Raw genomic sequence first — 23,707 nt, 5'->3', positions numbered from 1 at the left:
GGACGATAGTCGCGGGGCCCTGGGGCCATCGCTACGGTAATTGTCCTAACGCGGTGTCACCTAGGCGTCCATCGCCCTGGAGTGACGACTCGAACAAGGCACGCGCCAGCGCCCTTTCCCGTGTGGCGATCGTCGCGAGGAAATCGCCCGCCCCGCGCATGGCCTTGAACGTGTCGAACCCGATCTCCAGAAAGCTCTGCAACGCGCCGAGTCCGGCCGCCTTCGCCGGACCTCGCATCATGCGCAGCGTGTGCCGCAACAGTGGATTGCGAGTCAGCCTGTCGAGTGATTCGCCGACCCCCAGCGTGAGGGCAATCTGCTTCTCGCGGTCGTCCGCTCGCCCTGTGGCCTGCCATGCGCTCACATAGCGGGCCGCATCGACGTGCGCGTCCGGCAAATGACCCGCCGCAATCGAATCGAGCACCTCCGACAGCGCATGCAGTTCGGCCAGCGTGTTCACGGTCGCCACGATCTCGTGTGGGAACAGCCGGACCAAGGCCGGTACCACCCGCGCGAACTGCGCATCCCGCTCGCTGAAGTCATGCGGACCATAGAGCTCGTCCAGAAAGAATCGCGCCGCCGGCCCGTAGCGAGCGGTTTTCAGCAAATCGGCGTAACTGTGGGAAAAGCGCTTCTGTTGATACGTCTTCAGCGCTTGGACGCGTGCGGTCATGTCCGGCTGGCCGGAGCGCCGTCGGCGCTCCGCATCGACAGTGCGCAGGTGGGCAAGTATCGAGTCGGCGTGAGCGCTCATCGCGGCGATTGAGATTCAACGAGACACATCACTTTAGTGCGATCGGGCTTCGGGTTTTCGAGATCACGACTTAGTCGGGGGTCCCTAAGGGCGCCCGGTCGATCGATGCAACACTCGATCGATCTCCATCCCGTGCACAGTCCATGCAACGACGAAGTTGGCTCAAGCTTGGTTTCGGTGCGGCGGCACTGCTCGCGCTCGCCGGTGGCGGCCTCGCGCTGTTGAAGCCCGGATGGGCCGACGGACGAATGACGCCCGCCGCTCGCTCGGTGTTCCACGCGGTCGCCCGTGCGGTGCTCGACGGCAGTCTTCCTGCTGATGCCGCGCAGCGATCGGCAGCACTCGAATCGCACCTGGAGCGGCTCGACGAGACGCTCGCCGGCTTTCCGGCCGCGACCCATCACGAGCTTTCCCAACTGCTCATGCTGCTCGCATCACCGCCGGGCCGCGTCGCGCTGGCGGGTCTGCACACCGACTGGCCCGACGCGAGCGTCGAGCAGTTGCAGCACGCGTTGCAAGGCATGCGCACGTCGAACATCGCATTGCGCCAGCAGGCCTACCACGCCTTGCGCGATCTCACCAACGCTGCGTACTACGCCGCCCCACAAATCTGGGCGCTCACGGGCTATCCGGGACCGCGCGACATCTGAACGAGCCTCGACATGAGTCAACTCCCCGATCCCGTGCGCGACGGCCTCGCGCGAGGCTGGAAAGTCCTTGGCGGCCCCCATGGCGCGCTGCCTGCAGCCTTGCAATGCGATGTCGTCATCGTGGGTACAGGCGCGGGCGCTGGCATCACCGCCGAACTCCTTACCCGCGCGGGGCTCGACGTCGTGCTGGTCGAAGAAGGACCGCTGAAGAGCAGCAGCGACTTCCGCCAGCGCGAGAGCGAGGCATACCCCAGCCTCTACCAGGAGAGCGCGGCGCGCAAGACGGTCGACAAGGCGATCAACATCCTGCAGGGCCGCTGCGTCGGCGGCTCCACCACCGTCAACTGGACCAGTTCATTCCGCACGCCTGGCCCGACACTGAAGCATTGGCGCGAGCACTTTGCATTGCCGCAGTTGACCGAAGAAGCGATGGCGCCCTGGTTCGAGCAAGCCGAGCGCCGCCTGAACATCGGCCCCTGGCTCACCCAGCCCAACGAGAACAACGACCTGCTGCGTCGCGGTGCGATCAAGCTCGGCATCGCCGCCGCGGTAATCGACCGCAACGTGAAGGGTTGCTGGAATCTCGGGTCCTGCGGCATGGGATGCCCGACGAACGCCAAGCAGTCGATGCTCGTCACGACAATTCCCGCCGCGCTGGACCGGGGCGCGAAGCTGCTGGTGCAAACGCGGGCGCGACAGTTCGAGATCGAAGGCGGCAAGGTCCGTGTCCTCAAGTGCGAGGCCGTTCAGCGAGACGGCACGGAATTGTCCAACTCGCAGACTCGCATCGTTGCGCGGCACTACATCGTGGCCGGTGGCGCCATCAACTCGCCGGCCCTGCTCAAGCGATCGCTGGCACCAGATCCGCACCGCCTGCTGGGGCGACGCACCTTCCTCCACCCGGTGGTGCTGTCGGCTGCGACTTTCCGGCATGCGGTGGAAGGCTGGAACGGCGCCCCGCAGACGATCTACTCCGATCACTTCCTTCACACCCATCCGATCGACGGTCCCATCGGGTACAAGCTCGAGGCGCCGCCGATTCATCCGCTCATCTTCGCGTCGACGCTGCCTGGGTACGGCCGACAACAGGCTGACATGCTCAAGCGCTTCCCGCACACGCACACACTGCTTGCGTTGCTGCGCGACGGATTCCACGAGCAATCGCGCGGCGGCGAAGTGCATCTGCGTGGAGATGGCACGCCGGTGCTGGACTATCCGCTCAACGATTTCGTGATGGACGGCGCCCGGCGCGCGCTGCTCAGCATGGCGGAGATCCAGTTCGCCGCGGGCGCCGAGACGGTGCAGCCGGTGCATGAGCTGGCCTCCTCGTACACGAGCTGGGCGCAGGCGCGCGACGCCATTCATGGGCTGCCGATGAAGCCGCTCCTCACCCGCGTCGTGAGCGCGCATGTGATGGGGGGATGCGGGTTGGCTGGCGATGAGCGCCTTGGTGTCGTGCGGCCCGATGGCGTGCATTGGCAACTCGAGAATCTCTCCGTGCATGACGGCTCGCTGTTTCCCACCAGCGTGGGAGCGAATCCCCAGCTCTCCATCTACGGACTCGTGAACCTGCTCGCGACGCGGCTCGCCAAGCAGCTCAGCGGCCGCGACGTGAAGCTGGCCTGAGCGCGCTGCTAGCATCCTCCGATGCTCGCCCGCCTGCAACAAGTCACTACTTTGGGACTCATTGCCGCGGCCCTGCTGTGGGCCGCCTACTTCGGGGCCCGCGGAGAGCCGGTGTGGGCCGGCACCGGGGCGCTGCTGCTCCTCTTCGGCTATGCGCTCGTCCTGGCCCTCGAGTTCGTGCTGCTCTGGTTCGTGAACCGCAACGACCCAACCCCGCGAGCGACCGCGTGGCAGCTGTTCAAAGCCTGGTGGGGCGAAGTGCATACCGCGGCGCGGGTGTTCTGCTGGCGCCAGCCGTTTCGCTCGAATGCGGAACCGGATCATCTGCCGGCGGGCACGCAGCGACGCGGCGTCGTGTTCGTGCACGGATTCGTCTGCAATCGCGGACTGTGGAACCCACTGATGGCGCGGCTGCGCGCGCTCGGCGTGCCTTTTGTCGCGGTGAACCTGGAGCCGGTGTTCGGTTCGATCGACCGCTACGCCGACGTCATCGACGCGGCCGTGCAGAAGGTGCGCTCAGCGACCGGCTCGGCGCCCGTCGTCGTGGCGCACAGCATGGGTGGCCTCGCGACACGTGCCTGGTTGGCCGCCACGCAAGGCGACGAGCGCGTGCATCGGGTCATCACGATCGGCACTCCGCACCGAGGGACCTTCCTCGGCCGGTTCGGGCGGACGAACAACACGCGCCAGATGAGGCTGGGCAGCGAGTGGCAGCAGCAGCTGGCGGCACGCGAACCGCCGCAACGCTTCGAGCGCTTCACGTGCTTCTACGGGCATTGCGACAACGTAGTTTTTCCGGCTTCGACGGCCACACTGCCCGGGGCCGACAACCGGCACATCGTTGGAACCGCGCATGTGCACATGGCTCATCACGACGACGTGTTCAGGGAGGTGCTGCGCTGGATCGGGTCTGAAAGCGCGGGCGCTGTCACGCGTGCGGAGCCGGGAGCGACTGCGGCGCGGTAGGCCAGCCAGGCCGCGACGGCGGCCCATGACAGGTGCATCACTGTGTGGCCGCTGATGGCGCCAGTGAGCGCATAGATTGTGCTGTCCGCGATTCCGGCCATCCGGCAGAGCCCGTAGAGTCCCAACATGCCGAGCCAGTCGCCGGCGCCGGTGTGATGTCCCGCGAGGCTCAAGGCCCCTGCCGGGATGAGCAGCACCGGCAAGGTTTCGAGGAACAAGAGCGGCCGCAAGTCACCACTGCCATTGGCCCCCTGGCCGATCCACCACCACAAACCGCCCGCCGCAACCGCTCCCATGGCGACCGCCAGCACGCGTCTGCTTCCGAGCCGCGCATCGACTCGTTCCGCCAGAAAGCCCATCGTCAGCGACGCGAGTGCGGCGGCGGCGAACAGATGGTTCAACGCCAAGCCGACGTCGTTCGGCGCGACGTGGTACGCGATGCCCATCGCCGACAGCGCGGTGCACATGACGAAGAAGACCGACCACGGCGTGCGCAGTGCCGTGGGCCAGTGGCCGCGCTTCGCCGCTCGCAACCCGAGCACGCCGGCCACGAGCAAAGGGATGCCGGCCAATGTGTTGACCACCTGCGGCACGCCGAAGCCGGCGCGTTCGTCGGCGAAGCGGTGATCAGCGGCCGTGATGGCGATCGGACCCCATGCCAGGAAGCCCACTGCCAATGCGAAGGCCATGGCCAGCAGCAGGACCATGGCGCACGCTTGTGACATTCGAGCCGACATGGGTTTCGCCTCTCGGGCAAACACGTGCCCCAAACGGAGAGGCCCCAGTGTGGGCGCGAGAGGTGGACCTCACAATCGCTCGCTCGAACGACCCCCGATAGGGGGTGATGTCATTCGGCGGCGATCAAGCTTTCGCCGGGCAGCACGGCGCCCGCCTCGATCTCGGGAAGCTCGCGCACGGCGCGGTAGATCGGCGTGAAGTCGGGCGCAGTCGCATCGAACAGCTGCTGGAACGAATCGATGACGAAGTAGGTCGCCTGGTAGCTGTCGATCTTGTAGCGGGTGCGCATGATGCGCTGCAGGTCGAAGCCGACACGGCTGGGTTCGGGACTCTGGACGCTGTAGCGCAGCTCACCGGCCGACGAGAGGATGCCCGCCCCGTAGGCACGCACGCCTTGCGGGGTGCGGATCAGCCCGAACTCGACGGTGTACCAATACAGGCGCGCGAGCAGCTCGCAGGCGTCGAGACGGCTCGCTTTCAGGCCGCCCGCGCCGTAGGCTTGCATGTAGTCGGCGAACACCGGGTCGAACAGCAGAGGGACATGCCCGAACAGGTCATGGAACACGTCCGGCTCCACGATGTAGTCGAACTCCTCCGGCTTGCGCAGCCAGCCCGTGACGGGAAAGCGGCGCGCGGCGAGCAGCGCGAAGAATGCCTCCTCCGGGATGAGCCCCGGCACGGCCACGACCTCCCAGCCGGTGCGCTTGTACAACGTCTGCGACAGCTCGTCGAAGCGCGGGATGCGTTCCGGCGTTCCCAGATGCTGCACAGCCGAGATGAATTCGTCGCAGGCCAGCCCGCGCATCTGCGCGGCCTGCCGCTCGTACAGCCGGCGGTAGAGCGCATGTTCCTCTGGCGTGTACGCCGACCAGTTCTGATCGCAGGTGTAGTCGGCCCGCGCCGATGCATAGTCGCCTCGCGGCGGACGATCGCCTTGCCCATAGGTAACCGGGGCGACGCCCTGGTTGACAGCTTTTTCGGCCAGCATGGTGTTCACTCCGCTGTGTGTTCGGCCAGGACGCCACGGCGGATCTGGTCGAGTTCGATGCTTTCGAACAGGGCGCGGAAGTTGCCTTCGCCGAATCCCTGGTCGCCCTTGCGCTGGATGATCTCGAAGAAGATCGGGCCGATCACCGTCTGCGTGAAGATCTGAAGCAGCAGTTCGTTCGGCGCGCCTTGATGCGTGGCGCCGTCGATCAGGATGCGCAGGCGCTTCAGTTCCTCGAGGTTCTCGCCGTGGTTCGGCAGACGCTTCTCGACGATGTCGTAGTAGGTCGCGATGGTGTCCTGGAAGGCGACGCCGTTGCGCTTCATCGCATCGACCGTCGCGTAGATGTCGGAGGTGCCCAGCGCGATGTGCTGGATTCCTTCACCGTGATAGAGGTCGAGGTACTCCGCAATCTGGCTCTTGTCGTCGGAGCTCTCGTTGATGGGGATGCGGATCTTGCCGCATGGGCTCGTCATGGCCTTGCTCTTCAGGCCGGTGAGCTTGCCCTCGATGTCGAAATAGCGGATCTCGCGGAAGTTGAACAGCCGCTCGTAGAAGTCGGCCCACTCCTTCATGCGGCCGCGGTGCACGTTGTGCGTCAGGTGGTCGATGTAGGTCAGCCCGCATCCCACCGGGTTCGCCTGCGCGCCGGGAATGGGCACGAAGTCGACGTCGTAGATGCTGATGTTGCCGATCGCGCCCGGCTGGGCGCCACCCTTGCCGTGCCAGCGGTCGACGAAGTAGATGAGGCTGTCGCCGATTCCCTTGATGGCCGGGATGTTGAGCTCCATCGGGCCGGTCTGGTTGTCGAAGCCCCAGGCGCCCAGCTCGAGTGCGCGCTCGTAGGCGACGACCGCGTCCCTCACACGAAAGGCCATCGCACAGACGCTGGGCCCGTGCAGGCGCGCGAAGCGCTGGGCGAATGAGTTGGGCTCGGCGTTGATGATGAAGTTGACTTCGCCCTGCCGGTACAGCGTGACGTTCTTGTGGCGGTGCCGCGCGATCGCGGTGAAGCCCATGGTCTCGAAGAGACGGCCGAGTGCCACAGGGTCCGGCGCCGCGTACTCGACGAATTCGAAACCGTCAGTGCCCATCGGGTTGTCCCAGGGGGTGAATTGCATGCGGCGCTCCTGTGTGGGTGGATTTGACGCAGATCAACGTCGATGTCGCACTGTAGGAGCGTTTATCCGCAGTTTTTCTGCAAGTTTCATCGCCATGATGGACGGTGACGCATCAAACCTGCAAAATGGCGGCCATGGAAACCGAAGTCCGGCTCGATGCCATCGATCGACGCATTCTTCGAGCGCTGCAAGCCGACGGCCGCATGACCTACGACGAGCTGGCCGCCGAGGTGAAGCTGTCGCCATCGGCGACGCTGCGCCGCGTCAAGCGGCTCGAGGAGGACAAGGTGATCGCGGGTTACGTGGCCCTGATTCCGCCGGAGCGGGTGGGCCTCGGGCTCACCGCCTATCTCAATGTGCGCCTGGAGAAGCACACCGAGGTCCACAAGCGCAATCCGATGGACCTGTTCAAGGCGTCGGTGCAGACCTGGCCCGAGGTGGTGGAGTGCGCCGCTCTGACCGGCGAGATGGACTACCTGCTGCGCGTGGTGGTCGAGGACATGGCGCACTATTCCCGCTTCATCATGGACACGCTGCTCAAGCACCCCAGCGTCGAGGATTGCAAGACGAGCTTCGTGCTCGACCGGGTGAAGAACACCACCGCCGTGCCGGTGTAAGCCCTACGAATCCAGCTGGCGCAGCACCTGCCAGGCTGCCGCCTCCGACAGGTTGAGCAGTTGCGCGATGTCGCGCACATCGTCCGGGAGGGCAGCGTTGTCCCAGCCTCGCGACGTGTGGCGCGCGAAGCGGATGGCCAGCATCACGCTGCGCGCGCTGGGGTGCTCCACATGGCGATCGTCGCTGAAGCGCACCAGCTGCTCGGGCAGCCGCCAGGCGCGCATCAGCGCCTGCTGCAATTCGCTGATGGTGATGTTGAGCACGGTCCGCTGAATGCTGCTCGAGCGCAGCGTCGGATCGGCCTCCTGCGCGCGCCGGATCCGCAGCGCGAGTTCGGGCCCGTGGCACCACAACAGCAACTCCGCGAAGTCGTGCAGCAAGGCGGCGTGGTGGATCACCGCCGCGTCGTGATCCATGCGATGCACCGAGAAGCCGAGCGCGAAGTTCGCGGCGCGATGGGCTCGTCTCAGCACGTCGCGCAGGCCCTGCAGTGCCTCCGGCTGGTCGTGCAGCCGGTCCTCCACCGTCGGCAGCGGACCGAAGGCCCGAAAGAACGGCGCGATGCCCATCATCACGACGGCCGCGGTCACCGTTTCGGGCTCGGTCAGCATGCGCGGCGGCCGGTTGGCGGCGGCATGCGCCAGCAGGCGCAGCGTCATCAGCGGATCGCCGGCAACGGTCTCGCCGATCAGGTTGGCGTCGACCGCGTCCTCGTTGAGGCGAAGCTCCTCCACCGCCTGCGCCGTGGAACTGAGCACCGGAATCTCGGCGGCCTGGAAGCACGCGGTCCACGCGGCCAGGTCACGAAGCGGCTGGGTAAGGCGGATGGTCTCCATGACAGTACGGCGGCAGGGCACCCCACACCGGGGAACTGTCCCTGGTTTTCGGCCGATCGCCGGGCCGGCTTGAGCCCGCTCACTTGCCGCCGAGCTTGCCTTTCACGTCAAGGCCAACCTTCTTGTTGACGAATTGCATTGCGGCGACCTTCGACAGGTCCACTTCGCCGGCCTTGTACAGGCCCGCCTTCACCATCTGTTGGTAGAAGTCGCGGATGCGCGTCTCGCTCATGGCGCCGATGCCGTTGCGCGCCGCCTCGCCGGAATCGACGATGCCCTGCTCCTTCATCAGCGCCACCGACGCCTCCATCTCGGCCACCGTCATCTCGGGGTTGTCCTTCATCATCATCGCGTTGGCCGCGCGACGGTCGCCGTAGAGGTAGTTGACCCACCCGAGCACCGATGCATCGACGAAGCGCTGCACCAGCTCGGGCTTGTTCTTGACGGTCTCGGTGCGGGCCTCGATCAGCGTGGAGTAGGTCGAGAAGCCGTGGTCGGCGAGCAGGTGCACCACCGGCTTGAACTTGCCCTGGTTCTCGACGTAGATCGGCTCGGCCACGGAGTAGCCCTGCTGAATTGCCTTGGGATTGGCGAGGAAGGGGCCGAGGTTGTAGTTGTAGGGCTTGAGCGCCTCGTCCTGGAAGCCGTGGGTCACCTTGAGCCACTGCCACCAGGTGAACTGGCCGTCCTTGGCGATCAGCGCGACCGGCGCGTTCTTCAGGTTGTCGAACTGCTCATAGCCCTGGCCGGGATGAGCGATCAGCGCCTGCGGGTCCTTCTGGAACATGGCCGCGACGACCACGGTCGGCACGCCGTTCTTGGCGTTGTCGAAGCTGTGCAGGAGATTGCCCGTCATCAGGAAATCGATGCGGCCGGCGGGCAGCAGTGGGCGGTTGTTCACCTGCGGACCCCCTGGCTGGATGGTCACATCGAGGCCGTACTTGCGGTAGGTGCCGTCGGCCACGGACTGGTAGAAGCCGCCATGCGCGGCCTGGGCCTTCCAGTTGGTGGCGAAGACGACCTTGTCGTCGGCCGGAGCAAGCGTGGCAACCAGCAGCAGCGTGGAGGCGGCCAGTCGTGCAAGGGTGTGGGTCATCGATCCTCCTGTCATCGGAATCAGTCCTTCTCCGAAGCATGCCAGCGGCTGAGCAGCAGACGCGACAGGCCGTTGAAGGTCCAGAAGATCAGCACGCCGGTCGCAACGAGCAGCAGGAGTGCGGCGAACATCTTCGGCGTCTCGGTGCGAAAGCTGGCCTCGAGGATTCGCGATGCCAGACCGGTCTCGCGGCCTGCTGCGCCGGCCACCATTTCGGCCGTCACCGCGCCGATGAGGCTCAGGCCGCCCGAGATCTTGAGCCCGGCGACGAAGTACGGCAAGGCCGACGGCACCAGCAGCAGCCGCAATCGCTGCAGCGGCGTCGCGCGGTACAGCCGAAAGAGGTCGCGCAAGTGCGGATCGGCGGCGCGAAGGCCGATGACCGTGTTCGACAGGATCGGAAAGAAGGCGACGATCCAGGCGCACAGCAGGAGTGCGGCCGTCGTGCTCTCGACATAGATCAGGATCAGCGGCGCAATGGCGACGATGGGCGTCACCTGCAGCACCACGGCAAGCGGCCACAGCGCGCGCTCCAGCGGCCGCGACAGCGCGAAGGCCGACGCAATCAGCACACCGCCCGCGCATGCCAGTGCGAGCGCGCCGACGGTGATCTTCAGCGTGAACCACCAGCTCGCTGCCAGCGACCCGAAGTGCTCGATCAGCGTGGCGAGCACCAGCGATGGCGCGGGCAGCGTGTAGTGCGGGATATGGGCCAGCCGCACGAGCGCCTCCCAGCCGGCGATCAGCGCGAGCAGGCTGGCCAGCGGCAGCAGCCGTCCCATCACTGCCTCTCGGGAGCAGGTTGGCCGTGCATGGCGCGCTCGAGCGCCTTCGACAGCTCGCGGCACAGCTGTGCGTAGTGCGTCGAGGTGCGGAAGCCGGCGTGCCGCGGATAGGGTTCGTCGATGGCGACGTCGGCGACGACGCGTCCCGGTCGCGCGCTCATCACGACCACGCGCTGGCTGAGGAATATCGCCTCGAACACGCTGTGGGTGACGAACAGCGTCGTCAGCGGCTGCGACTGCCACCAGCGCAGCAAGTCGTCGTTCAGGCGCTGGCGGGTGATCTCGTCGAGCGCCGCGAACGGCTCGTCCATCAGCAGCACACGTGGCTGCGTCACCAATGCCCGGGCGATCGACGCGCGCATTTTCATGCCGCCCGACAGCTCGGCCGGGAAGGCATGCGCGAACTCGGCCAGCCCGACGGTCTGCAGCAGCGCATGCACACGCTCGCGCGCCTCGCGGCGCGACCGCCCGGCCAGCCGCAGCGGCAGCCACACGTTGTCCGATACGCTTGCCCAGGGCATCAGCGTGGGCTCCTGGAACACGAAGCCCGTGCCGCCGTGGCCGGGCGCCGCGACGACGTGTCCGGCACTGGCCGTGTCCAGCCCCGCGACCAAGCGCAGCACCGTGCTCTTGCCGCATCCCGAAGGGCCGAGCAGCGACACGAATTCGCCTTCGACGACCTGCAACGTCGCGCCGCGCAGAGCCCACACCCCGTTGGCGAACTGCTTGTCGACGGACTGCAGCGAGATCAGCGCACGCTCGGACATGGGGCGGCAGTGTGCCCCATGCCGCCGATCACAGCCTCAGCACCTGACCTCGGCGGGGATCCGCGCCGCCCTCGATCAGTCCGCGCCAGGCGGCCTCCACCTCGCGCGCTCCGTGTCCGCGCACGACCGTGAGCCACGGTGACGCCGGATCGGTCACCGGCTTCATGAAGGCCGTCCAGGCCGCGGCGATGCGCTGGGCGAGGCCAGCTCCGCCCCACTCGGCGATGCGCTTCTGCGCCTGCGCGGGCGCGAAGAAGAGAACGGGGCGCGGCCCGGCCAGTCCCTGGCCGCCGCCCAGCTCGCTCCAATGCGTGCCGCCGACCGCGCAGCTGTGCATCAGACGGTCGTTCCAGTGCGCATGGACGCGCTCGCGCAGCGGGGCGCTGCCGCTCATGTCGACGTACACGCAAGGCTCATCGGCCGGCAGCCGCTCGAACTCGTCGTAGGCGACGACGTCGTCGTAGCAGCCGAGCCCGCGCGTGAACGCGACGTTGGCCGGCGAGGTGAGCCCGACGATGCGCGGCGCACCGGGCGTGCCGCGCCGCTGCGACAGGCAAAAGGCGGTGCCGTAGGCGGTCTTGCTCGAGGCACTGGCGAGCACGACGCTGCGTGCACCGAAGAAGCCCTGGTCGGCGAGGAAGTCGTCGATGAGGAACGAGGTGGTGAACAGCGGGCGCAGCAGTGCGATCTCGGCTTCGTGCTCGCGCCGGTACAACGGGTCGCCGGTGGTGCAAAGGTACTTGTTGTAGAGCGCGTGCAGCGCCTGGCGGTGCGCCGCTGCGTCGACGAAGCCGGTGCGACCCGCCTGCACCGGCTCCAGGATGACGTGGCTGCTCATCGGGTAGTAGCCGTAGCAGCGATCGCCGACCACGACGCCCTCGGCCTGGGACTCGACGATGTCCGCGAAGCCCCAGACTGGCACATGGCCGAAGCCGGCGACTTCACAGGGGAAGAAGTCCCAGTAGTGCATGGTGTCGCCGAACGCGCCGTAAGTGACGTTGTTCGAGGTCAGCGCGAACAGGTCGATGCGGGCGCGCACCGCGCCGGCAGGCAACGGCGAGGTGGCGGCTGCGTCGTCGACCGAGCGAGTCTGGCGCAGGTCGTCGCGTTTCACGATGAAGCTGGACGCAGTCATGCGTGTCTCCTTGCGATGGGAAAGCCGGAGGGGCAGCGTGCGCGGCTGCGCGGCACGGCGCTATCACGCGCGCGACAGGGTCGGCATGCCGCCGCTACGATGCCATCTCCCCGAGGAGATGCCCATGCAGCTCGTGACACTGCCGACCGGAGAAACACTGCCCGCCTTGGGGTTGGGCACCTGGCGGACGGGCGAGTCGCCCGGGAGTCAACGAGCCGAAGTGGCGGCCGTGAGACTGGCGCTGCAGATGGGCTATCGCGTCATCGACACGGCGGAGATGTATGGCGAGGGTGGCGCGGAGGAGGTGGTCGGCGAGGCCGTGGGCCAGGCGGTCGCGGCCGGCGAACTGCGTCGCGAGGAGTTGTTCGTCGTCAGCAAGGTCTACCCGCACAACGCCAGCCGCGCCGGCGTGCGCGCCGCCTGCGAGCGCAGCCTCAAGCGACTGCGGCTCGAACGAATCGATCTCTACCTGCTGCACTGGCGCGGCCAGCATGCCCTGGGGGAAACCGTTGCCGGCTTCGAGGCGCTGAAGCAGCAGGGCCTCATCCGGCACTGGGGCGTCAGCAACTTCGACACCGACGACATGGAGGAGCTCATCGGCGTCGAGCATGGCGATCGGTGTGCCGCGAACCAGGTGTACTACGCGCTCAGCGAGCGCGGCATCGAGGTCGATCTGCTGCCGTGGCTGCGATCTCATCGCATGCCATGCATGGCTTACTGCCCGCTCGCGCAAGGGGGGTTGGCAGGCGATCCGGCGCTCGCCAACGTGGCCCGCCGGCACGGCGTCAGCCCGACACAGGTGGCGCTGGCCTGGGTGCTGGCCCAGCCGGGCGTGATGCCGATCCCCAAGGCGGTGCGCGAAGCCCACCTGCGCGAAAACCTGGCGGCGCGTGAGCTCGTGCTGCGCGCCGAAGACATGGCCGAGCTCGATCAACGCTTTCCGCCTCCGAAGCGCAAACGGCCGCTCGCGATGAGCTGACAAAAGACAGCCCGGCCGCCGAAGCGGGCCGGGCTGTCTGGTGCGGCGCTCATCAGAGGCGACGCACGCCGGGGATCCAGCCGACCAGTTCGCCGTCGAGGTACAGCGCGCCTTCGGGCGCGCCGGCATCGGCGTAGAACTCGAGCACCGCAGGCAGGGGCGGCGTCGGCACCGGTGCGGGCAGCGCGACGCGGTGGGCCAGGTGCGCCAGCAGCGCGCTGGCGGTGCGCAACACCGCGGCCGCCGCGTGGCGCGCCAGGTGGATCCAGGGAGGCCTCGAAACGACGGGGCTCCAAGGCAGGGGCTTCAAGCTCGTCATGATGGTTCCTTCTCGGGACGGCGCCTCGTGGGCGCCGGGGTCTCAGGGGCTTGGTTTGGGACGGGCGAGCTGGTCGAGCTCGCGACGCAGCGCACGGCTGGATTGCTGTCGCAGCGCGCCGCCACCCGGGCGATGGGATCCAGCGCGGCGGAAATGCGAGGGCGCGACCAGCGGATTGCGTGGCTTGCGGGGCGTGATGGTCATCGTCATGGTGGGTCTCCTCGGCGGCAAAAACAAAACGGCCCGGGGCGATGCGCATCCCGGGCCGTGTGGAGTGTTCCTTGGAACGCTCAGGGACAGCGTGGACCGGGCGGCGCCTGCCGGACGCCCATGAACCGATTCGCAGCGACGGTCCAGCGCAGCGCGCGGGACGACGTCGTGTGATTCAGTGCAAGGGTGCGGGACATTGAGGCGTTGCGGTGGGGTTGCGGGATGGCTTCGCTGCGGAACTGCGGTGAGTCACAGCTTGCGCAAATGATAAATGATCGATTATCTGCGGCGCAAGAGGCACGGGTGCCTTTTCAACCCCCTAGGACACGGGGGTCACTTCTTGCGTTTCAACGGCGCCACGCCGGACTGCGTGCGTGTCCACAATTCGCGCGGATCGTCCGCGGGCGCGACGTTCCTGCGCTCGGCGACCGTGCCGCGCGCGGACGGCGACGTCGGGGAGGGCGCCGGGGTCAGCACCTCTCCCAGCAGATCGAGCAGCCGGGTGCGTGCCTTCTGCGGGTGGCGGCGGTAGTACGTGAGCACCAGGCCCACGATGAAGCGCTCGTCGTCGTCCCGCGGGACGTTGCGCAGTGCGTCGTCGTCCTCGGTGCGGGACGGCGAGGCGATCGGATTCGGGGCGGAGAATTCGTCGTGCGGCTGGTCCATCCACCCGTAGGGCTTGTGGCACAGCTGCTCGAACTGACGCGCCAGGCGTTCACCGATCTGCCGCGAGCGGCCCTTGATCTGGCTCCAGTAGCTCGGCTGGATCTGGAGACGCTCGGCAAAGCGGCGTTCGAGGCCGCGCAGCGTTGCGGCATCGGGGTGCTTCACCGTGTGGTGGACAAATTCGTCGAAGAGGGCCAGCGCGTTGTCGAGGCGGATCTGGGCGACGTCTCTGGGGCCGGCATGCATGAGGGCACATGATAAAGCTTCGTTGCCCTGTTGATCCATACAGGACCGGCGCGTTCCGTGCGTCCCGAAATGAGAGGCGGGCCCCGCAGGGCCCGCCTCCGGCTGGTTCGGTCGATGGTCGATCCGTCCAGCCTGTTCACCCCACCGGGGCGAAACTACTACTTCTTCTTGCCGACTTCGTTGCCGACCACGCCACCCACGGCTGCACCGCCGATGGTGCCGATCGCGCTGCCGTTCGTCAGAACCGAGCCGGCGACGCCGCCGACGGCCGCGCCGGCAGCCGTCGTCTTGTCCCGGTGCGACATGCCCGAGCAGGCTCCCAGGCCTGCGGCGAGCGCGACGACCAGCGCAGTGGTCGAGAGGGTTCGTCCAGTCGTGTTCATCACTGCTTCTCCTATGGCTTTCGGTGCCATAAGAATGCTTCAGGCAGCATGCCGCGTCAGTCGGACACTGCGGCCAAAACCTGTCCGCCCTGTCCTACAGCGGAATAACGAACCAGGTCAGTCTTCTTCCTTGACCTTGTACTGCCCCATCAGCTGTTGCTGGATGTTCGGCGGCACAGCTTCGTAATGGCTCAGCTCCAGCGTGTAGCGGCCCTGCCCTCCGGTCATGCCGTTCAGCCGCGCCTGGTAGCCGTTCAACTCGGACAGCGGCACTTGGCCGCTCACCGTCATGCTGCCGGCTTGCATGGCGTGCGTGCCGCTGACTTGGCCTCGCTTGGACGAGAGGTCGCCGGTGATGTCGCCCATGGACTGCTCGGGCGCAGTGATCTCGACCTTGACGATGGGCTCCAGCACGATGGGCCTGGCCTTGAGCATCGCATCGACGAAGGCCTTGCGGCCGGCCGTGGCAAAGGCGATGTCCTTGGAGTCGACCGAATGCGACTTGCCGTCATAGACGATGACGCGCACGTCCTTCACCGGAAAGCCGGCGATCACGCCACTGTCCATCGCCTGGCGGACGCCCTTTTCGACCGCGGGGATGAACTGGGTGGGAATCGTTCCCCCCTTGACCTGATCGACGAACTCGAAGCCGCTGCCACGGGGCAACGGCTCGACCTTCAGGAAGACCTCGCCAAACTGTCCCGCACCGCCGCTCTGCTTCTTGTGCCGATGGTGCCCGTCGGCCGGCGCCGTGATGGTCTCGCGGTAGGCAATGCGTGGCGGCCGGGTATTGACCTCGCACTTGTACGTCTCGCTCATGCGCTCGAGCAGCGTGCGCAGGTGCAGGTCCCCCAGCCCGTAGACCACCGTCTCGTTGGTGGTGGCCACGTGCTCGACCTTGAGGCAGGGGTCCTCGTCGACGAGCTTCTGCAGGATCTCCCACATGCGCTGCTCGTCGCCGCGCCGCTTGGGCTCGATCGCCAGGCCGTGCACCGGCACCGGGAACTCGAGCGGCTTCAGGTGCAGGTGGTCGTCCTCGGCGGCGTCGTGCAGCACCGCGTCGAAGTGCATCTCGTCGATCTTGGCCACTGCGCAGATGTCGCCCGGCACCCCCTTGACCACCTCGACGTGCTCCTTGCCCTGAAGCTTGAACAGGTGTCCCACCTTGAACGGCTTGCGACCGTCTCCGATGTAGAGCTGGCTGTCCTTGGTGACGGTGCCCTGGTGGATACGGAAGATGCCCATCTTGCCGACGTACGGATCGACGGTGACCTTGAACACATGGGCGATGACGTGCTTGCCGGCATCGGGATCGGCATGCAACTCGACCGCGTCGGCGCCTTCGCCGCGATAGAACTGCGGCGGGTTGCCTTCGGTGGGGTTCGGCAGCAGCTTCTCGAAGACGTCCAGCAGCTCGCTGACGCCGGCGCCGTTGCGCGCCGACACGAAGCAGATGGGAATGAGGTGCCCCTCGCGCAGCGCCTGCTCCAGGGGCGCATGCAGCTCGCGCGGATCGACGTCGCCGTCGTTGAGGTAGCGCTCCACGAAGTCCGGATCGACCTCGACCACCTGCTCCACCAGCGCCCGGTGCGCTTTCTCCACCGACGAGAAGTCGGCTTCGTGGCCCGGCTTCGCGGCCGGATTGAAAAAGCAGTCGACGACCTCGGTGCCGCCGGCGGCCGGCAGGGTCAGCGGCAGGCACTCCTTGCCGAACTGGAGCTGGACCTGCGCCACCAGCTCGGGCAGGTCCACACCCTGCGCATCGATCTTGTTGACGATGATCATGCGGCACAGGTTGCGCTTGGCGGCCCATTCCATCATGCGGGTGGTCATCATCTCGATGCCGACCTGCGCATTGATCACGACCGCGGCGGTGTCCACCGCCTCGAGCGCGGTCATCGACTGCCCGACGAAGTCGGCGTAACCCGGCGTGTCGATCAGGTGGATGTTGGCGCCGTTGTGGCTGAAGTGCACCACGGCGGCGTTGAGCGAATGCTGCGCGCGGCGCTCGAGCGGATCGAAGTCGGATACCGTCGTGCCGCGCTCGAGGCTGCCCGGCGCCCCGATCGCCCCCGCCTTGCACAGCAGCGCCTCCACCAGACTGGTCTTGCCCGCCGCCGTCTGCCCGACGAGGGCGATCGTTCGGATGCAGGCAATCTCCGGATTCGCTGTCGACATGCGCGCTCTCCCGTGAAGGCCGACCCGAAGCAGCCCGCGGCGCGGCGCGCCGTGGTGGGGGCGGTCCGATGGCGCTGAGCGTACGGGATCGCGGGCCCAGCGGCAATCGGGATCGGGTGCCCTTGATGTTGACCGTGCTACTGCGCCGGCACCACCTGCGGCGCACCAGGCATCACGGGCAGCGTCCCTGCCGCCCGCTTGCCCTCCCACTCCTCGCGCAGCTCCCGGTCTGTCTTGTAGTGCGGCACGCGGAACACGAGGCGCCTGGCGCGTGTCAGGAAAGCGTTGGACCCGGCCACCTCCTCGTTCCAGTACCGGTGGGCCAGGCGCAGGTTGCGCTCGGTGTCCATCTCGAAGTGGTCGCGTGAGGCCTGTCCCCCGAAGACGTAGAGCTTGCCGCGGTAGATGCGCCAGGTGTCGGGTCCGCCGCCCGCGCCCCAAGGCACGGCGTAGTTGATGCCGTTGGAGCAGAACCCCCCAAACTGCGGCATGTACTTCTGCGGCTGCCTGAGGAACTCTGCCTTGTTCGCCTCGCTGGCGAAACGGTAGGTGACGCCCAGATGCTCCGTCTTGATCGCCGGATCGCCCTTCAACGCACGGCCCTCGGTGAAGTAGCCGACGGCGTCGTAGCCCATGAGCATCAGCTTGTCGTCGGCGCCGTCGCTCGTCGTGCGAAACGGCCCCTGGTTGGGCGAATCGAAGTCCTGGGCGAACGCGGTGGCCGCCAGGCCGAGTACCGCCATGCAGAGCCAGCGTCGAAGAAAGAGGACATGCGTCATGCAGGCGCTCCGCAGGCGAAGGGGCCGCAGTATGCGACAGCGGCCCCTGCGCGCCAATCGGCATCGGCATGCATCACGTCCTACAGGCAGTGACAATCGCGGCCGACAGACCCGGGACTGTCCGAGGACGAAACTGTCGCTCAGGCATTTCACTTGCTCATATACGGCCATGACGACCAGCGCTCCATGTCTGTCGTTGTTCGGGTCGACCCGGATCCCGGTTGCCGGAAGAGCGCTCTGCTGTGCCGCAGCGTCGCTCGCCATGGGCGCCTGGGCCGAGCCCCCCGCAGAGACCGCCGCCGAGATGACCACCGCCGCGGTGGAAAGCAGGAACAGCATCCCGAGCCGCTGGAGCGTGGCGCCCGAGGTCGACGCTACCCGCAGCCGCCTGACGCCTCCCGGTGCTCCCGCGCTGACCTCGGACGGTCGCCAGATGACAGAACTTGCCGGTGTGAATTACCGATTGTGGTTGTCGCGGGGACCGGCAGCGATGGGTGTCGGTGTCGGCACGCTCGGCTACGTCCGACCTCCGTCCGAAGGAATCGGCGCACCCGTCACGCTCACCGGCGCAGCACCGACACTCTCGGTCGGCTTGCGCTATCGCACGTCCATGCATTCGGCCGTCTACGCCGACGCGCTCGGTGCGCGCGGACTGCCACCCGACGGCGAGGGCTACTACGTCAACACCAAGGTCGGCATGGAATGGAAGCCCGCCAAGAGCACGCTCGGCTTCGATCACGGCACGATCGGCGTGCACTTCGATTCCGGCTACCGGCTTTCGGTGCGGCCGCGCAAGGGCGGCCTGGGTGTCTACCTGCGCGGCCAGTTCTGAACGGAGTTCCATGCCCCGAACCACCAAGCGCGGCACGTCCGTGTCGCAGCAAGACGAGACGCGGCCCAAGCTGCCGCACGAGCGGGACGAGTCCGCCGAAGACCAGACCGGTGAGACGCCGGCCGCCGACAGCGCCGCCACCGGGCAGTCGCGCGAGCGCATGCGCCAGGGTCACGACGACGTGACCAGCGGCAAGCAGGATACCGACCGCGGCCCGGTGGCCGACGCCACCTACCACAAGCTGCGCAAGTAGCGCGGGCGCGCTACTGGAACGCCACCTCGGCGAAGCTGCGCAGCTTTCGGCTGTGCAGCTGGTCCACGCCGGCCTGGCGCAGCAGCTCGATGGCCCGGATGCCGATGCGAAGGTGCTGATCCACGCGCTCGCGATAGAAATGGTTGGCCATGCCGGGCAGCTTGATCTCGCCGTGCAGCGGCTTGTCCGAGACGCACAGCAGGGTCCCGTACGGAACGCGGAAGCGAAAGCCGTTGGCCGCGATGGTCGCGCTTTCCATGTCGAGCGCAATCGCGCGGCTCTGGCTGAAGCGGCGCTCCGGCGTGCGTTGCGGCAGCAGCTCCCAGTTGCGGTTGTCGGTGCTGGCGACGGTGCCGGTGCGCATGATGCGCTTCAGCTCGCGCCCCTTGAGCTTCGTGATGTCGGCCACCGCCGCCTCGAGCGCGAGCTGCACCTCGGCCAGCGGCGGCAGCGGCACCCACAGCGGCAGGTCCTCGTCAAGCACGTGGTCCTCGCGGACGTAGCCGTGTGCGAGGACGTAGTCGCCGAGCTGCTGCGTGGTATGCAGCCCGGCACAGTGGCCGAGCATGATCCAGGCATGCGGGCGCAGCACGGCGATGTGGTCGGTGATGGTCTTCGCATTCGCCGGGCCGACGCCGATGTTGACCATGGTGATGCCGCTGCGGTCGTTGCGCACCAGGTGGTAGGCCGGCATCTGCGGCAGCCGCGGTGGCGGCGCGCCCAGGTCGTCGCCGGGGCGCATCGGCAGGCCGGCGCGCCGCGTGATCACGTTGCCCGGCTCGACGAAGGCGCTGTAGTCGCCGTTGCCGCCGGCCATGGCCTCGTGGCCGAGGCGCACGAACTCGTCGATGTAGAACTGGTAGTTGGTGAACAGGACGAAGTTCTGGAAGTGCTCCGGCGCCGTGCCGGTGTAGTGGCGCAGCCGGTGCAATGAATAGTCGACCCGGGGGGCGGTGAACAGCGAGAGCGGCTGCGCCTCACCCGGCCGCAGCTCGTGCGTGCCGTTGGCGATGCCGTCGTCCATCGCGCCGAGGTCGGGCAAATCGAAGAGGTCGCGCATCAGCAGGCGCCGGCCGGCGTCGAGCGACCCTTCGAGGTGGTCGTTCTCCGCGAGCGAGAAATGCACCGGGATGGGCTGGGCGCTGGTGCCGATCTCCAACGCCACGTGGTGGTTCTTCATCAGCAGACGGAACTGGTCGAGGTAGTACTCGCCGAAAAGATCCGGGCGTGTCAGCGTGGTCTCGTAGGTGCCGGGCCCGGCAACGAAGCCGTACGACAGGCGAGAGTCGGCACGCGCAACGGTGTCGGTGTGCACGCGCACGAAGGGGTAGCAGGCGCGCACGTGCTGCGTCAGTGTTTCGCCGGCGACGAAGCGCTGCAGCGCGTCTCGCAGGTGCGCGACGCTGGCGTCGTAGATGCCGCGCAGCTGATCGAGCGCTGCGGCCGGGTCCTCGAAGCTGGCCGGCGCGATGAAGGGCGGGACCGATGGCATGTTGTTCTGTTCCTTGGGGATCGTTGTGCCTATTCTCGCCCCGCGACCCCTGCAACGCATGGCTACACTCGACGCGCCCTTCCAGCCCTTCGAGGTGCATGCATGCGCGTGATGGTTCTCGGCAGTGGTGTCATCGGCGTGTCGTGCGCCTGGCAGCTCGCGGCGGCGGGCCACGAAGTGACGGTGATCGACAGGCAGCCGGCACCCGGTCTCGAGACCAGCTACGCCAACGCGGGGGAGGTGTCGCCGGGATACTCCGCGCCCTGGGCGGGTCCCGGCGTGCCGGTCAAGGCGGTGAAATGGCTGCTGATGCGGCATCGCCCGCTGGTGATTCGACCGCATGTCGACTGGGGCATGGTGGGATGGGTGCTGTCCATGCTGCGCAATTGCACGGCGGCGCGCTACGACCTCAACAAGAGTCGCATGGTGCGGCTTGCCGAGTACAGCCGAGACTGCCTGCGCGAGCTGCGAGAGCAGACCGGCATCCGCTACGACGAGCGCATGCAGGGCACGCTGCAGCTGTTTCGCACACGTCAGCAGCTCGACGGCACGGGCGCGGACGTCGCCATCCTGCGTCGCTACGGCGTGCGCTTCGAGGTGCTCGATCGGGCTGGCTGCATCCGCCAGGAACCAGCGCTCGCGGCCGTGGAGGACAAGTTCGTGGGCGGCCTGGTGCTGCCCGGCGACGAGACCGGCGACTGCTTCCAGTTCACGCAGAGGCTCGCCGCGCTGGCCGCCGAGCGCGGCGTCGTGTTCCGCCACGGCACGCCGATCAAGGGCCTGCTGCGCGAGGGAATGCGCATCGCCGGCGTCGTCACCGAGACGGGCACCGAGCGCGCCGACGCCTATCTCGTGGCCCTGGGCAGCTATTCGCCGCTGCTGCTGGAGGGCATAGGCATTCACATTCCGGTGTATCCGGTCAAGGGCTATTCGATCACCGTGCCGATCACCGACGCGCGCGGCGCCCCGGAGTCCACCGTGATGGACGAGACGCACAAGGTGGCGGTGACCCGCCTCGGCGAGCGCATCCGTGTCGGCGGGACGGCCGAGCTCGCCGGCTACACGCTCAAGTTGCACGACGCGCGACGGAACACCCTGGAGCACGTGGTGGCCGACCTGTTCCCGCGGGGCGGCGACGTCTCGCGCGCCGAATTCTGGTGCGGGCTTCGGCCGATGACGCCCGACGGCACGCCGATCGTCGGCGGCACGCGGCTGCCCAATCTCTTTATTGCCACCGGCCACGGCACGCTGGGCTGGACGATGGCCGCGGGCACCGGCTGCGTGATGACCGACCTGATCTCCGGCCGCGAGCCGGAGATCGACATGGAAGGACTGACGGTGGAGCGTTACCGCCACGCCTACCGTTGATCAGCGCGGCGCCAGCACCTCGCTCAGGCGGTCCGGCACGCCCTCGATGCGTTGCAGCGTCGGATAGCGCAGACCGCCGCGATAGGCCACCTTCACCGTCCGGTAGAGATCGCCGCTGCGCACCAGCAGCTCGATGGGCTTGCCGCTGTCCCTGGCTTCGGTGATCTGGTCCTTCAGCCATTCGGCCTTGTAGGCGCGGCCATTGACGGCGACCAGCGTCGACGACGGTGCGACACCGGCTTCGAAGGCCGGACTTCCCCACAGCACTTGTGCGATCTTGTGGCCGTCCTTGTTCGGCTCGGTGCTCACCTCGAAACCGAGCGAATAGCCGAAGTCGGCCACCCTGTTGCGCGTCTCGAGCGCCTTGTAGAACTCGCTGGGCTTGTCGGTCCAGGCGAGGCGCCAGCCGCTCCTGGCCAGTCCTTCGAGCGGCGCGCCGCCGTCGTGCCGGTCCAGGTGCCGGCGCAGGAAGCCGGCCCAGTCGTGTGGCTGCACACGGTCGAGCTCGCGCACCACGTCCTCGAAGCGGTAGGCCAGCGGCGAGACCCGGCCGGGCTCGACGCCGAAGAAGGCACGTGCGAAGTCGTCGAGGGAGCGCTGTCCCTTCGACGCGTCCCGGATCAGCATGTCGGCTTCCAGCCAGAACAGTCGCGCCTCGTCGTAGTAGTCCGCCGCGCGCTGCCAGTTGGTCCAGTCGCGGTGCCAGCGCGAATTGACGATCGCCTCGTTGGTCGTGTCCTGCAAGTTGCGCCAGGCGCGGCCGGTGCGCATCTCCAGCCAGGCGGCTGCGGCCGCGAGGTCGTCACGCGCATCGGACGCGTTCATCAGGCCCGAGCGTGCGGCAAGCACCTTGCCCCAGTATTGGGTCTGGCCTTCGTAGACCCACAGCAGGCTGTTCTGCATGGGGATGTTGAAGTTGGGCGTCAGCAGGTCGAGCGGCCGGCGGAACTTGCCGTTCCACGAATGGGCGTATTCGTGAGCCAGCAGATCGCGGCCGACCGGCGTCTTGGCCCAGTCGGTGAAGTAGCCGGTCTTGACGCCGTTCTCGCTCGACTGGTGGTGCTCGAGCCCGATGGCGCCGAACTGATCGCTGAGGGCCAGCAGGAACTCGTACTGCGTGAAATGGCGAGTGCCGAACACCTTGTCGGCCTGCGTGACCAGTGCCCGATGGAGGGCGATCTGCTCCGGCGTGGCCTTCAGCTGCGACGGCTGGTCCGCGACGATGTGCAGGCGCACGGGCGGCCGGCCGGCCTCGGCCGCGCCGGGGTCCAGGTCGACGAGCTGGTAGTGGCGGCCGGCGAACAGCGGCGAGTCGACGAGCGTCTCGGCGCTTACCGGCTTGAAGCGCACGGTGTCGCCGCTGCGCGAAGCGACAGCCAGCGCGCTGCCGAACGACCAGCCGGCCGGCAGCGACACGCTAGGCTGCACGGTGATCTGCGACGCCGCGTAGCCGGCCGGGTACAGCAGCACCGTGTTCCATTGCAGGCCCAGCATGTCGGGCGTGGCAACGACCCGCTGGCCCTGGCTGCCTTCGAGCGGCGAGACGAACTGGAACTCGAGTTCGATCCGGCTCACTCCCGCGGGCACGTGCAGATGGAAGGCGTGCACGTCGAGCGTGTCGCGCCGCCACTCGATGCGCTGGCCGTTGCCACGCACCTGCAGGCCGGTCAATGTCGAGGCGTTGCCCTGGGGCGCGTGCGTGCCGGGCAGCCAGCGCGGGTAGTACAGCACCAGCGGTCCAGGGCGGACCGGCAGGCTCTGCACGGCACGAAAGATCTTTCGGTCCAGGTCGGTCGCGTCGACCTGCAGCGTCATCGCGCCCGGGTAGGGCTGTTGGCCGACGGCCGGGATCGCCTGAGCGCTGGTGGCGCCGGCGGCGGCCGCCAGCGCGATGCTGGCGAACAGACGTTTCATCGGAACTG

At 67.4% G+C, this 23,707-nt stretch carries 25 protein-coding genes; 8 read left to right on the top strand and 17 right to left on the bottom strand.

Annotated features, from left to right (window positions below; translation table 11 throughout):
- Positions 1 to 31 precede the first annotated feature (31 nt).
- Positions 32 to 754, bottom strand: a complete 723-nt coding sequence (locus P7V53_RS29135; RefSeq protein ID WP_280152983.1) for a hypothetical protein — start codon at positions 752 to 754, stop codon at positions 32 to 34.
- 143 nt (positions 755 to 897) lie between these two features.
- Between P7V53_RS29135 and P7V53_RS29130 the strand changes: the two genes are divergently transcribed.
- The 3 genes from P7V53_RS29130 to P7V53_RS29120 are packed head-to-tail and all read left to right on the top strand — an operon-like array spanning position 898 to position 3,996.
- Entirely contained in the window at positions 898 to 1,404 is a 507-nt protein-coding gene (locus tag P7V53_RS29130) for a hypothetical protein (protein ID WP_280152982.1), read from the top strand.
- 12 nt (positions 1,405 to 1,416) lie between these two features.
- A complete protein-coding gene (locus P7V53_RS29125; RefSeq protein ID WP_280152981.1) occupies positions 1,417 to 3,030 on the top strand; it encodes a GMC family oxidoreductase in 1,614 nt (537 codons plus the stop codon).
- 21 nt (positions 3,031 to 3,051) lie between these two features.
- Positions 3,052 to 3,996: an alpha/beta fold hydrolase gene (locus P7V53_RS29120; protein ID WP_280152980.1), complete on the top strand. Its 945-nt coding sequence runs from the start codon at positions 3,052 to 3,054 to the stop codon at positions 3,994 to 3,996.
- Here P7V53_RS29120 and P7V53_RS29115 read toward each other — a convergent pair.
- From P7V53_RS29115 to hppD, 3 genes are all read right to left on the bottom strand, one after another.
- Entirely contained in the window at positions 3,900 to 4,703 is an 804-nt protein-coding gene (locus tag P7V53_RS29115; RefSeq protein WP_280152979.1) for a hypothetical protein, read from the bottom strand. The genes P7V53_RS29120 and P7V53_RS29115 overlap by 97 nt on opposite strands.
- A 140-nt stretch (positions 4,704 to 4,843) precedes the next feature.
- Entirely contained in the window at positions 4,844 to 5,722 is an 879-nt protein-coding gene (gene phhA, locus P7V53_RS29110; RefSeq protein WP_280152978.1) for a phenylalanine 4-monooxygenase, read from the bottom strand.
- Between the two features lie 5 nt (positions 5,723 to 5,727).
- Positions 5,728 to 6,843, bottom strand: a complete 1,116-nt coding sequence (gene hppD, locus P7V53_RS29105) for a 4-hydroxyphenylpyruvate dioxygenase (RefSeq protein ID WP_280152977.1) — start codon at positions 6,841 to 6,843, stop codon at positions 5,728 to 5,730.
- 134 nt (positions 6,844 to 6,977) lie between these two features.
- Here hppD and P7V53_RS29100 point away from each other — a divergent pair, with 134 nt between their 5' ends.
- Positions 6,978 to 7,460, top strand: a complete 483-nt coding sequence (locus P7V53_RS29100) for an Lrp/AsnC family transcriptional regulator (protein WP_280152976.1) — start codon at positions 6,978 to 6,980, stop codon at positions 7,458 to 7,460.
- A gap of 3 nt (positions 7,461 to 7,463) precedes the next feature.
- Here P7V53_RS29100 and P7V53_RS29095 read toward each other — a convergent pair whose 3' ends face one another.
- The 5 genes from P7V53_RS29095 to P7V53_RS29075 form a co-directional block, all read right to left on the bottom strand.
- Positions 7,464 to 8,297 (bottom strand): HDOD domain-containing protein, encoded by an 834-nt coding sequence (locus P7V53_RS29095; RefSeq protein ID WP_280152975.1) that lies wholly within the window; start codon positions 8,295 to 8,297, stop codon positions 7,464 to 7,466.
- 79 nt (positions 8,298 to 8,376) lie between these two features.
- The gene (locus tag P7V53_RS29090) at positions 8,377 to 9,393 is read right to left on the bottom strand and encodes an ABC transporter substrate-binding protein (protein WP_280152974.1); all 1,017 of its coding nucleotides are present in this window, start codon (positions 9,391 to 9,393) and stop codon (positions 8,377 to 8,379) included.
- 20 nt (positions 9,394 to 9,413) lie between these two features.
- On the bottom strand, positions 9,414 to 10,175 hold the full coding sequence (locus tag P7V53_RS29085; RefSeq protein ID WP_348273454.1) for an ABC transporter permease: 762 nt from the start codon (positions 10,173 to 10,175) through the stop codon (positions 9,414 to 9,416).
- Complete coding sequence (locus P7V53_RS29080) at positions 10,175 to 10,945, bottom strand: ABC transporter ATP-binding protein (protein ID WP_280152972.1); 771 nt, start codon at positions 10,943 to 10,945, stop codon at positions 10,175 to 10,177. The genes P7V53_RS29085 and P7V53_RS29080 overlap by 1 nt, the downstream gene beginning before the upstream one ends.
- A 28-nt stretch (positions 10,946 to 10,973) precedes the next feature.
- The gene (locus tag P7V53_RS29075; protein ID WP_280152971.1) at positions 10,974 to 12,080 is read right to left on the bottom strand and encodes a DUF2855 family protein; all 1,107 of its coding nucleotides are present in this window, start codon (positions 12,078 to 12,080) and stop codon (positions 10,974 to 10,976) included.
- Positions 12,081 to 12,204: 124 nt separating this feature from the next.
- On the opposite strand from P7V53_RS29075, the gene P7V53_RS29070 reads away from it, so the two are divergent.
- Positions 12,205 to 13,059 carry an aldo/keto reductase gene (locus P7V53_RS29070; protein ID WP_280152970.1) on the top strand — a complete coding sequence of 285 codons (855 nt, stop codon included), beginning with the start codon at positions 12,205 to 12,207 and terminating at the stop codon, positions 13,057 to 13,059.
- Positions 13,060 to 13,111: 52 nt separating this feature from the next.
- Here P7V53_RS29070 and P7V53_RS29065 read toward each other — a convergent pair whose 3' ends face one another.
- From P7V53_RS29065 to P7V53_RS29040, 6 genes are all read right to left on the bottom strand, one after another.
- On the bottom strand, positions 13,112 to 13,378 hold the full coding sequence (locus tag P7V53_RS29065; protein WP_280152969.1) for a hypothetical protein: 267 nt from the start codon (positions 13,376 to 13,378) through the stop codon (positions 13,112 to 13,114).
- A gap of 42 nt (positions 13,379 to 13,420) precedes the next feature.
- Positions 13,421 to 13,588 (bottom strand): hypothetical protein, encoded by a 168-nt coding sequence (locus P7V53_RS29060; protein WP_280152968.1) that lies wholly within the window; start codon positions 13,586 to 13,588, stop codon positions 13,421 to 13,423.
- 333 nt (positions 13,589 to 13,921) lie between these two features.
- Positions 13,922 to 14,539: a hypothetical protein gene (locus P7V53_RS29055; protein ID WP_280152967.1), complete on the bottom strand. Its 618-nt coding sequence runs from the start codon at positions 14,537 to 14,539 to the stop codon at positions 13,922 to 13,924.
- A 119-nt stretch (positions 14,540 to 14,658) separates the two neighbouring features.
- Entirely contained in the window at positions 14,659 to 14,883 is a 225-nt protein-coding gene (locus tag P7V53_RS29050; RefSeq protein ID WP_280152966.1) for a glycine zipper 2TM domain-containing protein, read from the bottom strand.
- A gap of 117 nt (positions 14,884 to 15,000) precedes the next feature.
- Positions 15,001 to 17,061 (bottom strand): elongation factor G, encoded by a 2,061-nt coding sequence (fusA, locus tag P7V53_RS29045; RefSeq protein WP_280152965.1) that lies wholly within the window; start codon positions 17,059 to 17,061, stop codon positions 15,001 to 15,003.
- Positions 17,062 to 17,198: 137 nt separating this feature from the next.
- Positions 17,199 to 17,840, bottom strand: coding sequence for a YHS domain-containing (seleno)protein (locus tag P7V53_RS29040; RefSeq protein WP_280152964.1), 642 nt, complete (start codon positions 17,838 to 17,840; stop codon positions 17,199 to 17,201).
- Positions 17,841 to 18,102: 262 nt separating this feature from the next.
- Between P7V53_RS29040 and P7V53_RS29035 the strand changes: the two genes are divergently transcribed.
- Both P7V53_RS29035 and P7V53_RS29030 read left to right on the top strand, forming a co-directional pair.
- Complete coding sequence (locus P7V53_RS29035) at positions 18,103 to 18,672, top strand: hypothetical protein (protein ID WP_280152963.1); 570 nt, start codon at positions 18,103 to 18,105, stop codon at positions 18,670 to 18,672.
- A 10-nt stretch (positions 18,673 to 18,682) separates the two neighbouring features.
- Positions 18,683 to 18,925, top strand: a complete 243-nt coding sequence (locus P7V53_RS29030) for a hypothetical protein (protein ID WP_280152962.1) — start codon at positions 18,683 to 18,685, stop codon at positions 18,923 to 18,925.
- A gap of 10 nt (positions 18,926 to 18,935) precedes the next feature.
- Here the strand turns inward: P7V53_RS29030 and P7V53_RS29025 are convergent, their stop codons facing one another.
- A complete protein-coding gene (locus P7V53_RS29025) occupies positions 18,936 to 20,417 on the bottom strand; it encodes an AMP nucleosidase (protein ID WP_280152961.1) in 1,482 nt (493 codons plus the stop codon).
- A 102-nt stretch (positions 20,418 to 20,519) separates the two neighbouring features.
- Between P7V53_RS29025 and P7V53_RS29020 the strand changes: the two genes are divergently transcribed.
- Positions 20,520 to 21,785, top strand: coding sequence for a D-amino acid dehydrogenase (locus P7V53_RS29020; protein ID WP_280152960.1), 1,266 nt, complete (start codon positions 20,520 to 20,522; stop codon positions 21,783 to 21,785).
- Here P7V53_RS29020 and P7V53_RS29015 read toward each other — a convergent pair whose 3' ends face one another.
- Positions 21,786 to 23,699: a peptidase M61 gene (locus P7V53_RS29015; protein WP_280152959.1), complete on the bottom strand. Its 1,914-nt coding sequence runs from the start codon at positions 23,697 to 23,699 to the stop codon at positions 21,786 to 21,788.
- Positions 23,700 to 23,707: the final 8 nt, after the last annotated feature.

Source organism: Piscinibacter sp. XHJ-5 (genome assembly GCF_029855045.1).
In the GTDB taxonomy this organism is placed as follows: Bacteria; Pseudomonadota; Gammaproteobacteria; order Burkholderiales; family Burkholderiaceae_C; genus Albitalea.
The sequence above is the reverse complement of the archived record's forward strand: the minus strand, read 5'-3'. Positions and strand labels throughout refer to the sequence as shown.

Bases quoted from the DNA above. Each gene is read 5' to 3' on its own strand.
- P7V53_RS29095 (WP_280152975.1), bottom strand. From the start codon at position 8,297: ATGGAGACCATCCGCCTTACCCAGCCGCTTCGTGACCTGGCCGCGTGG.
- P7V53_RS29030 (WP_280152962.1), top strand. From the start codon at position 18,683: ATGCCCCGAACCACCAAGCGCGGCACGTCCGTGTCGCAGCAAGACGAG.
- P7V53_RS29015 (WP_280152959.1), bottom strand. From the start codon at position 23,699: ATGAAACGTCTGTTCGCCAGCATCGCGCTGGCGGCCGCCGCCGGCGCC.
- P7V53_RS29025 (WP_280152961.1), bottom strand. From the start codon at position 20,417: ATGCCATCGGTCCCGCCCTTCATCGCGCCGGCCAGCTTCGAGGACCCG.
- P7V53_RS29100 (WP_280152976.1), top strand. From the start codon at position 6,978: ATGGAAACCGAAGTCCGGCTCGATGCCATCGATCGACGCATTCTTCGA.
- P7V53_RS29080 (WP_280152972.1), bottom strand. From the start codon at position 10,945: ATGTCCGAGCGTGCGCTGATCTCGCTGCAGTCCGTCGACAAGCAGTTC.
- P7V53_RS29120 (WP_280152980.1), top strand. From the start codon at position 3,052: ATGCTCGCCCGCCTGCAACAAGTCACTACTTTGGGACTCATTGCCGCG.
- P7V53_RS29130 (WP_280152982.1), top strand. From the start codon at position 898: ATGCAACGACGAAGTTGGCTCAAGCTTGGTTTCGGTGCGGCGGCACTG.
- fusA (WP_280152965.1), bottom strand. From the start codon at position 17,061: ATGTCGACAGCGAATCCGGAGATTGCCTGCATCCGAACGATCGCCCTC.
- P7V53_RS29135 (WP_280152983.1), bottom strand. From the start codon at position 754: ATGAGCGCTCACGCCGACTCGATACTTGCCCACCTGCGCACTGTCGAT.
- P7V53_RS29085 (WP_348273454.1), bottom strand. From the start codon at position 10,175: ATGGGACGGCTGCTGCCGCTGGCCAGCCTGCTCGCGCTGATCGCCGGC.
- P7V53_RS29065 (WP_280152969.1), bottom strand. From the start codon at position 13,378: ATGACGAGCTTGAAGCCCCTGCCTTGGAGCCCCGTCGTTTCGAGGCCT.
- phhA (WP_280152978.1), bottom strand. From the start codon at position 5,722: ATGCTGGCCGAAAAAGCTGTCAACCAGGGCGTCGCCCCGGTTACCTAT.
- P7V53_RS29060 (WP_280152968.1), bottom strand. From the start codon at position 13,588: ATGACGATGACCATCACGCCCCGCAAGCCACGCAATCCGCTGGTCGCG.
- P7V53_RS29070 (WP_280152970.1), top strand. From the start codon at position 12,205: ATGCAGCTCGTGACACTGCCGACCGGAGAAACACTGCCCGCCTTGGGG.
- P7V53_RS29040 (WP_280152964.1), bottom strand. From the start codon at position 17,840: ATGACGCATGTCCTCTTTCTTCGACGCTGGCTCTGCATGGCGGTACTC.
- P7V53_RS29125 (WP_280152981.1), top strand. From the start codon at position 1,417: ATGAGTCAACTCCCCGATCCCGTGCGCGACGGCCTCGCGCGAGGCTGG.
- P7V53_RS29090 (WP_280152974.1), bottom strand. From the start codon at position 9,393: ATGACCCACACCCTTGCACGACTGGCCGCCTCCACGCTGCTGCTGGTT.
- P7V53_RS29115 (WP_280152979.1), bottom strand. From the start codon at position 4,703: ATGGTCCTGCTGCTGGCCATGGCCTTCGCATTGGCAGTGGGCTTCCTG.
- P7V53_RS29020 (WP_280152960.1), top strand. From the start codon at position 20,520: ATGCGCGTGATGGTTCTCGGCAGTGGTGTCATCGGCGTGTCGTGCGCC.
- hppD (WP_280152977.1), bottom strand. From the start codon at position 6,843: ATGCAATTCACCCCCTGGGACAACCCGATGGGCACTGACGGTTTCGAA.
- P7V53_RS29035 (WP_280152963.1), top strand. From the start codon at position 18,103: ATGGGCGCCTGGGCCGAGCCCCCCGCAGAGACCGCCGCCGAGATGACC.
- P7V53_RS29050 (WP_280152966.1), bottom strand. From the start codon at position 14,883: ATGAACACGACTGGACGAACCCTCTCGACCACTGCGCTGGTCGTCGCG.
- P7V53_RS29055 (WP_280152967.1), bottom strand. From the start codon at position 14,539: ATGGATCAACAGGGCAACGAAGCTTTATCATGTGCCCTCATGCATGCC.
- P7V53_RS29075 (WP_280152971.1), bottom strand. From the start codon at position 12,080: ATGACTGCGTCCAGCTTCATCGTGAAACGCGACGACCTGCGCCAGACT.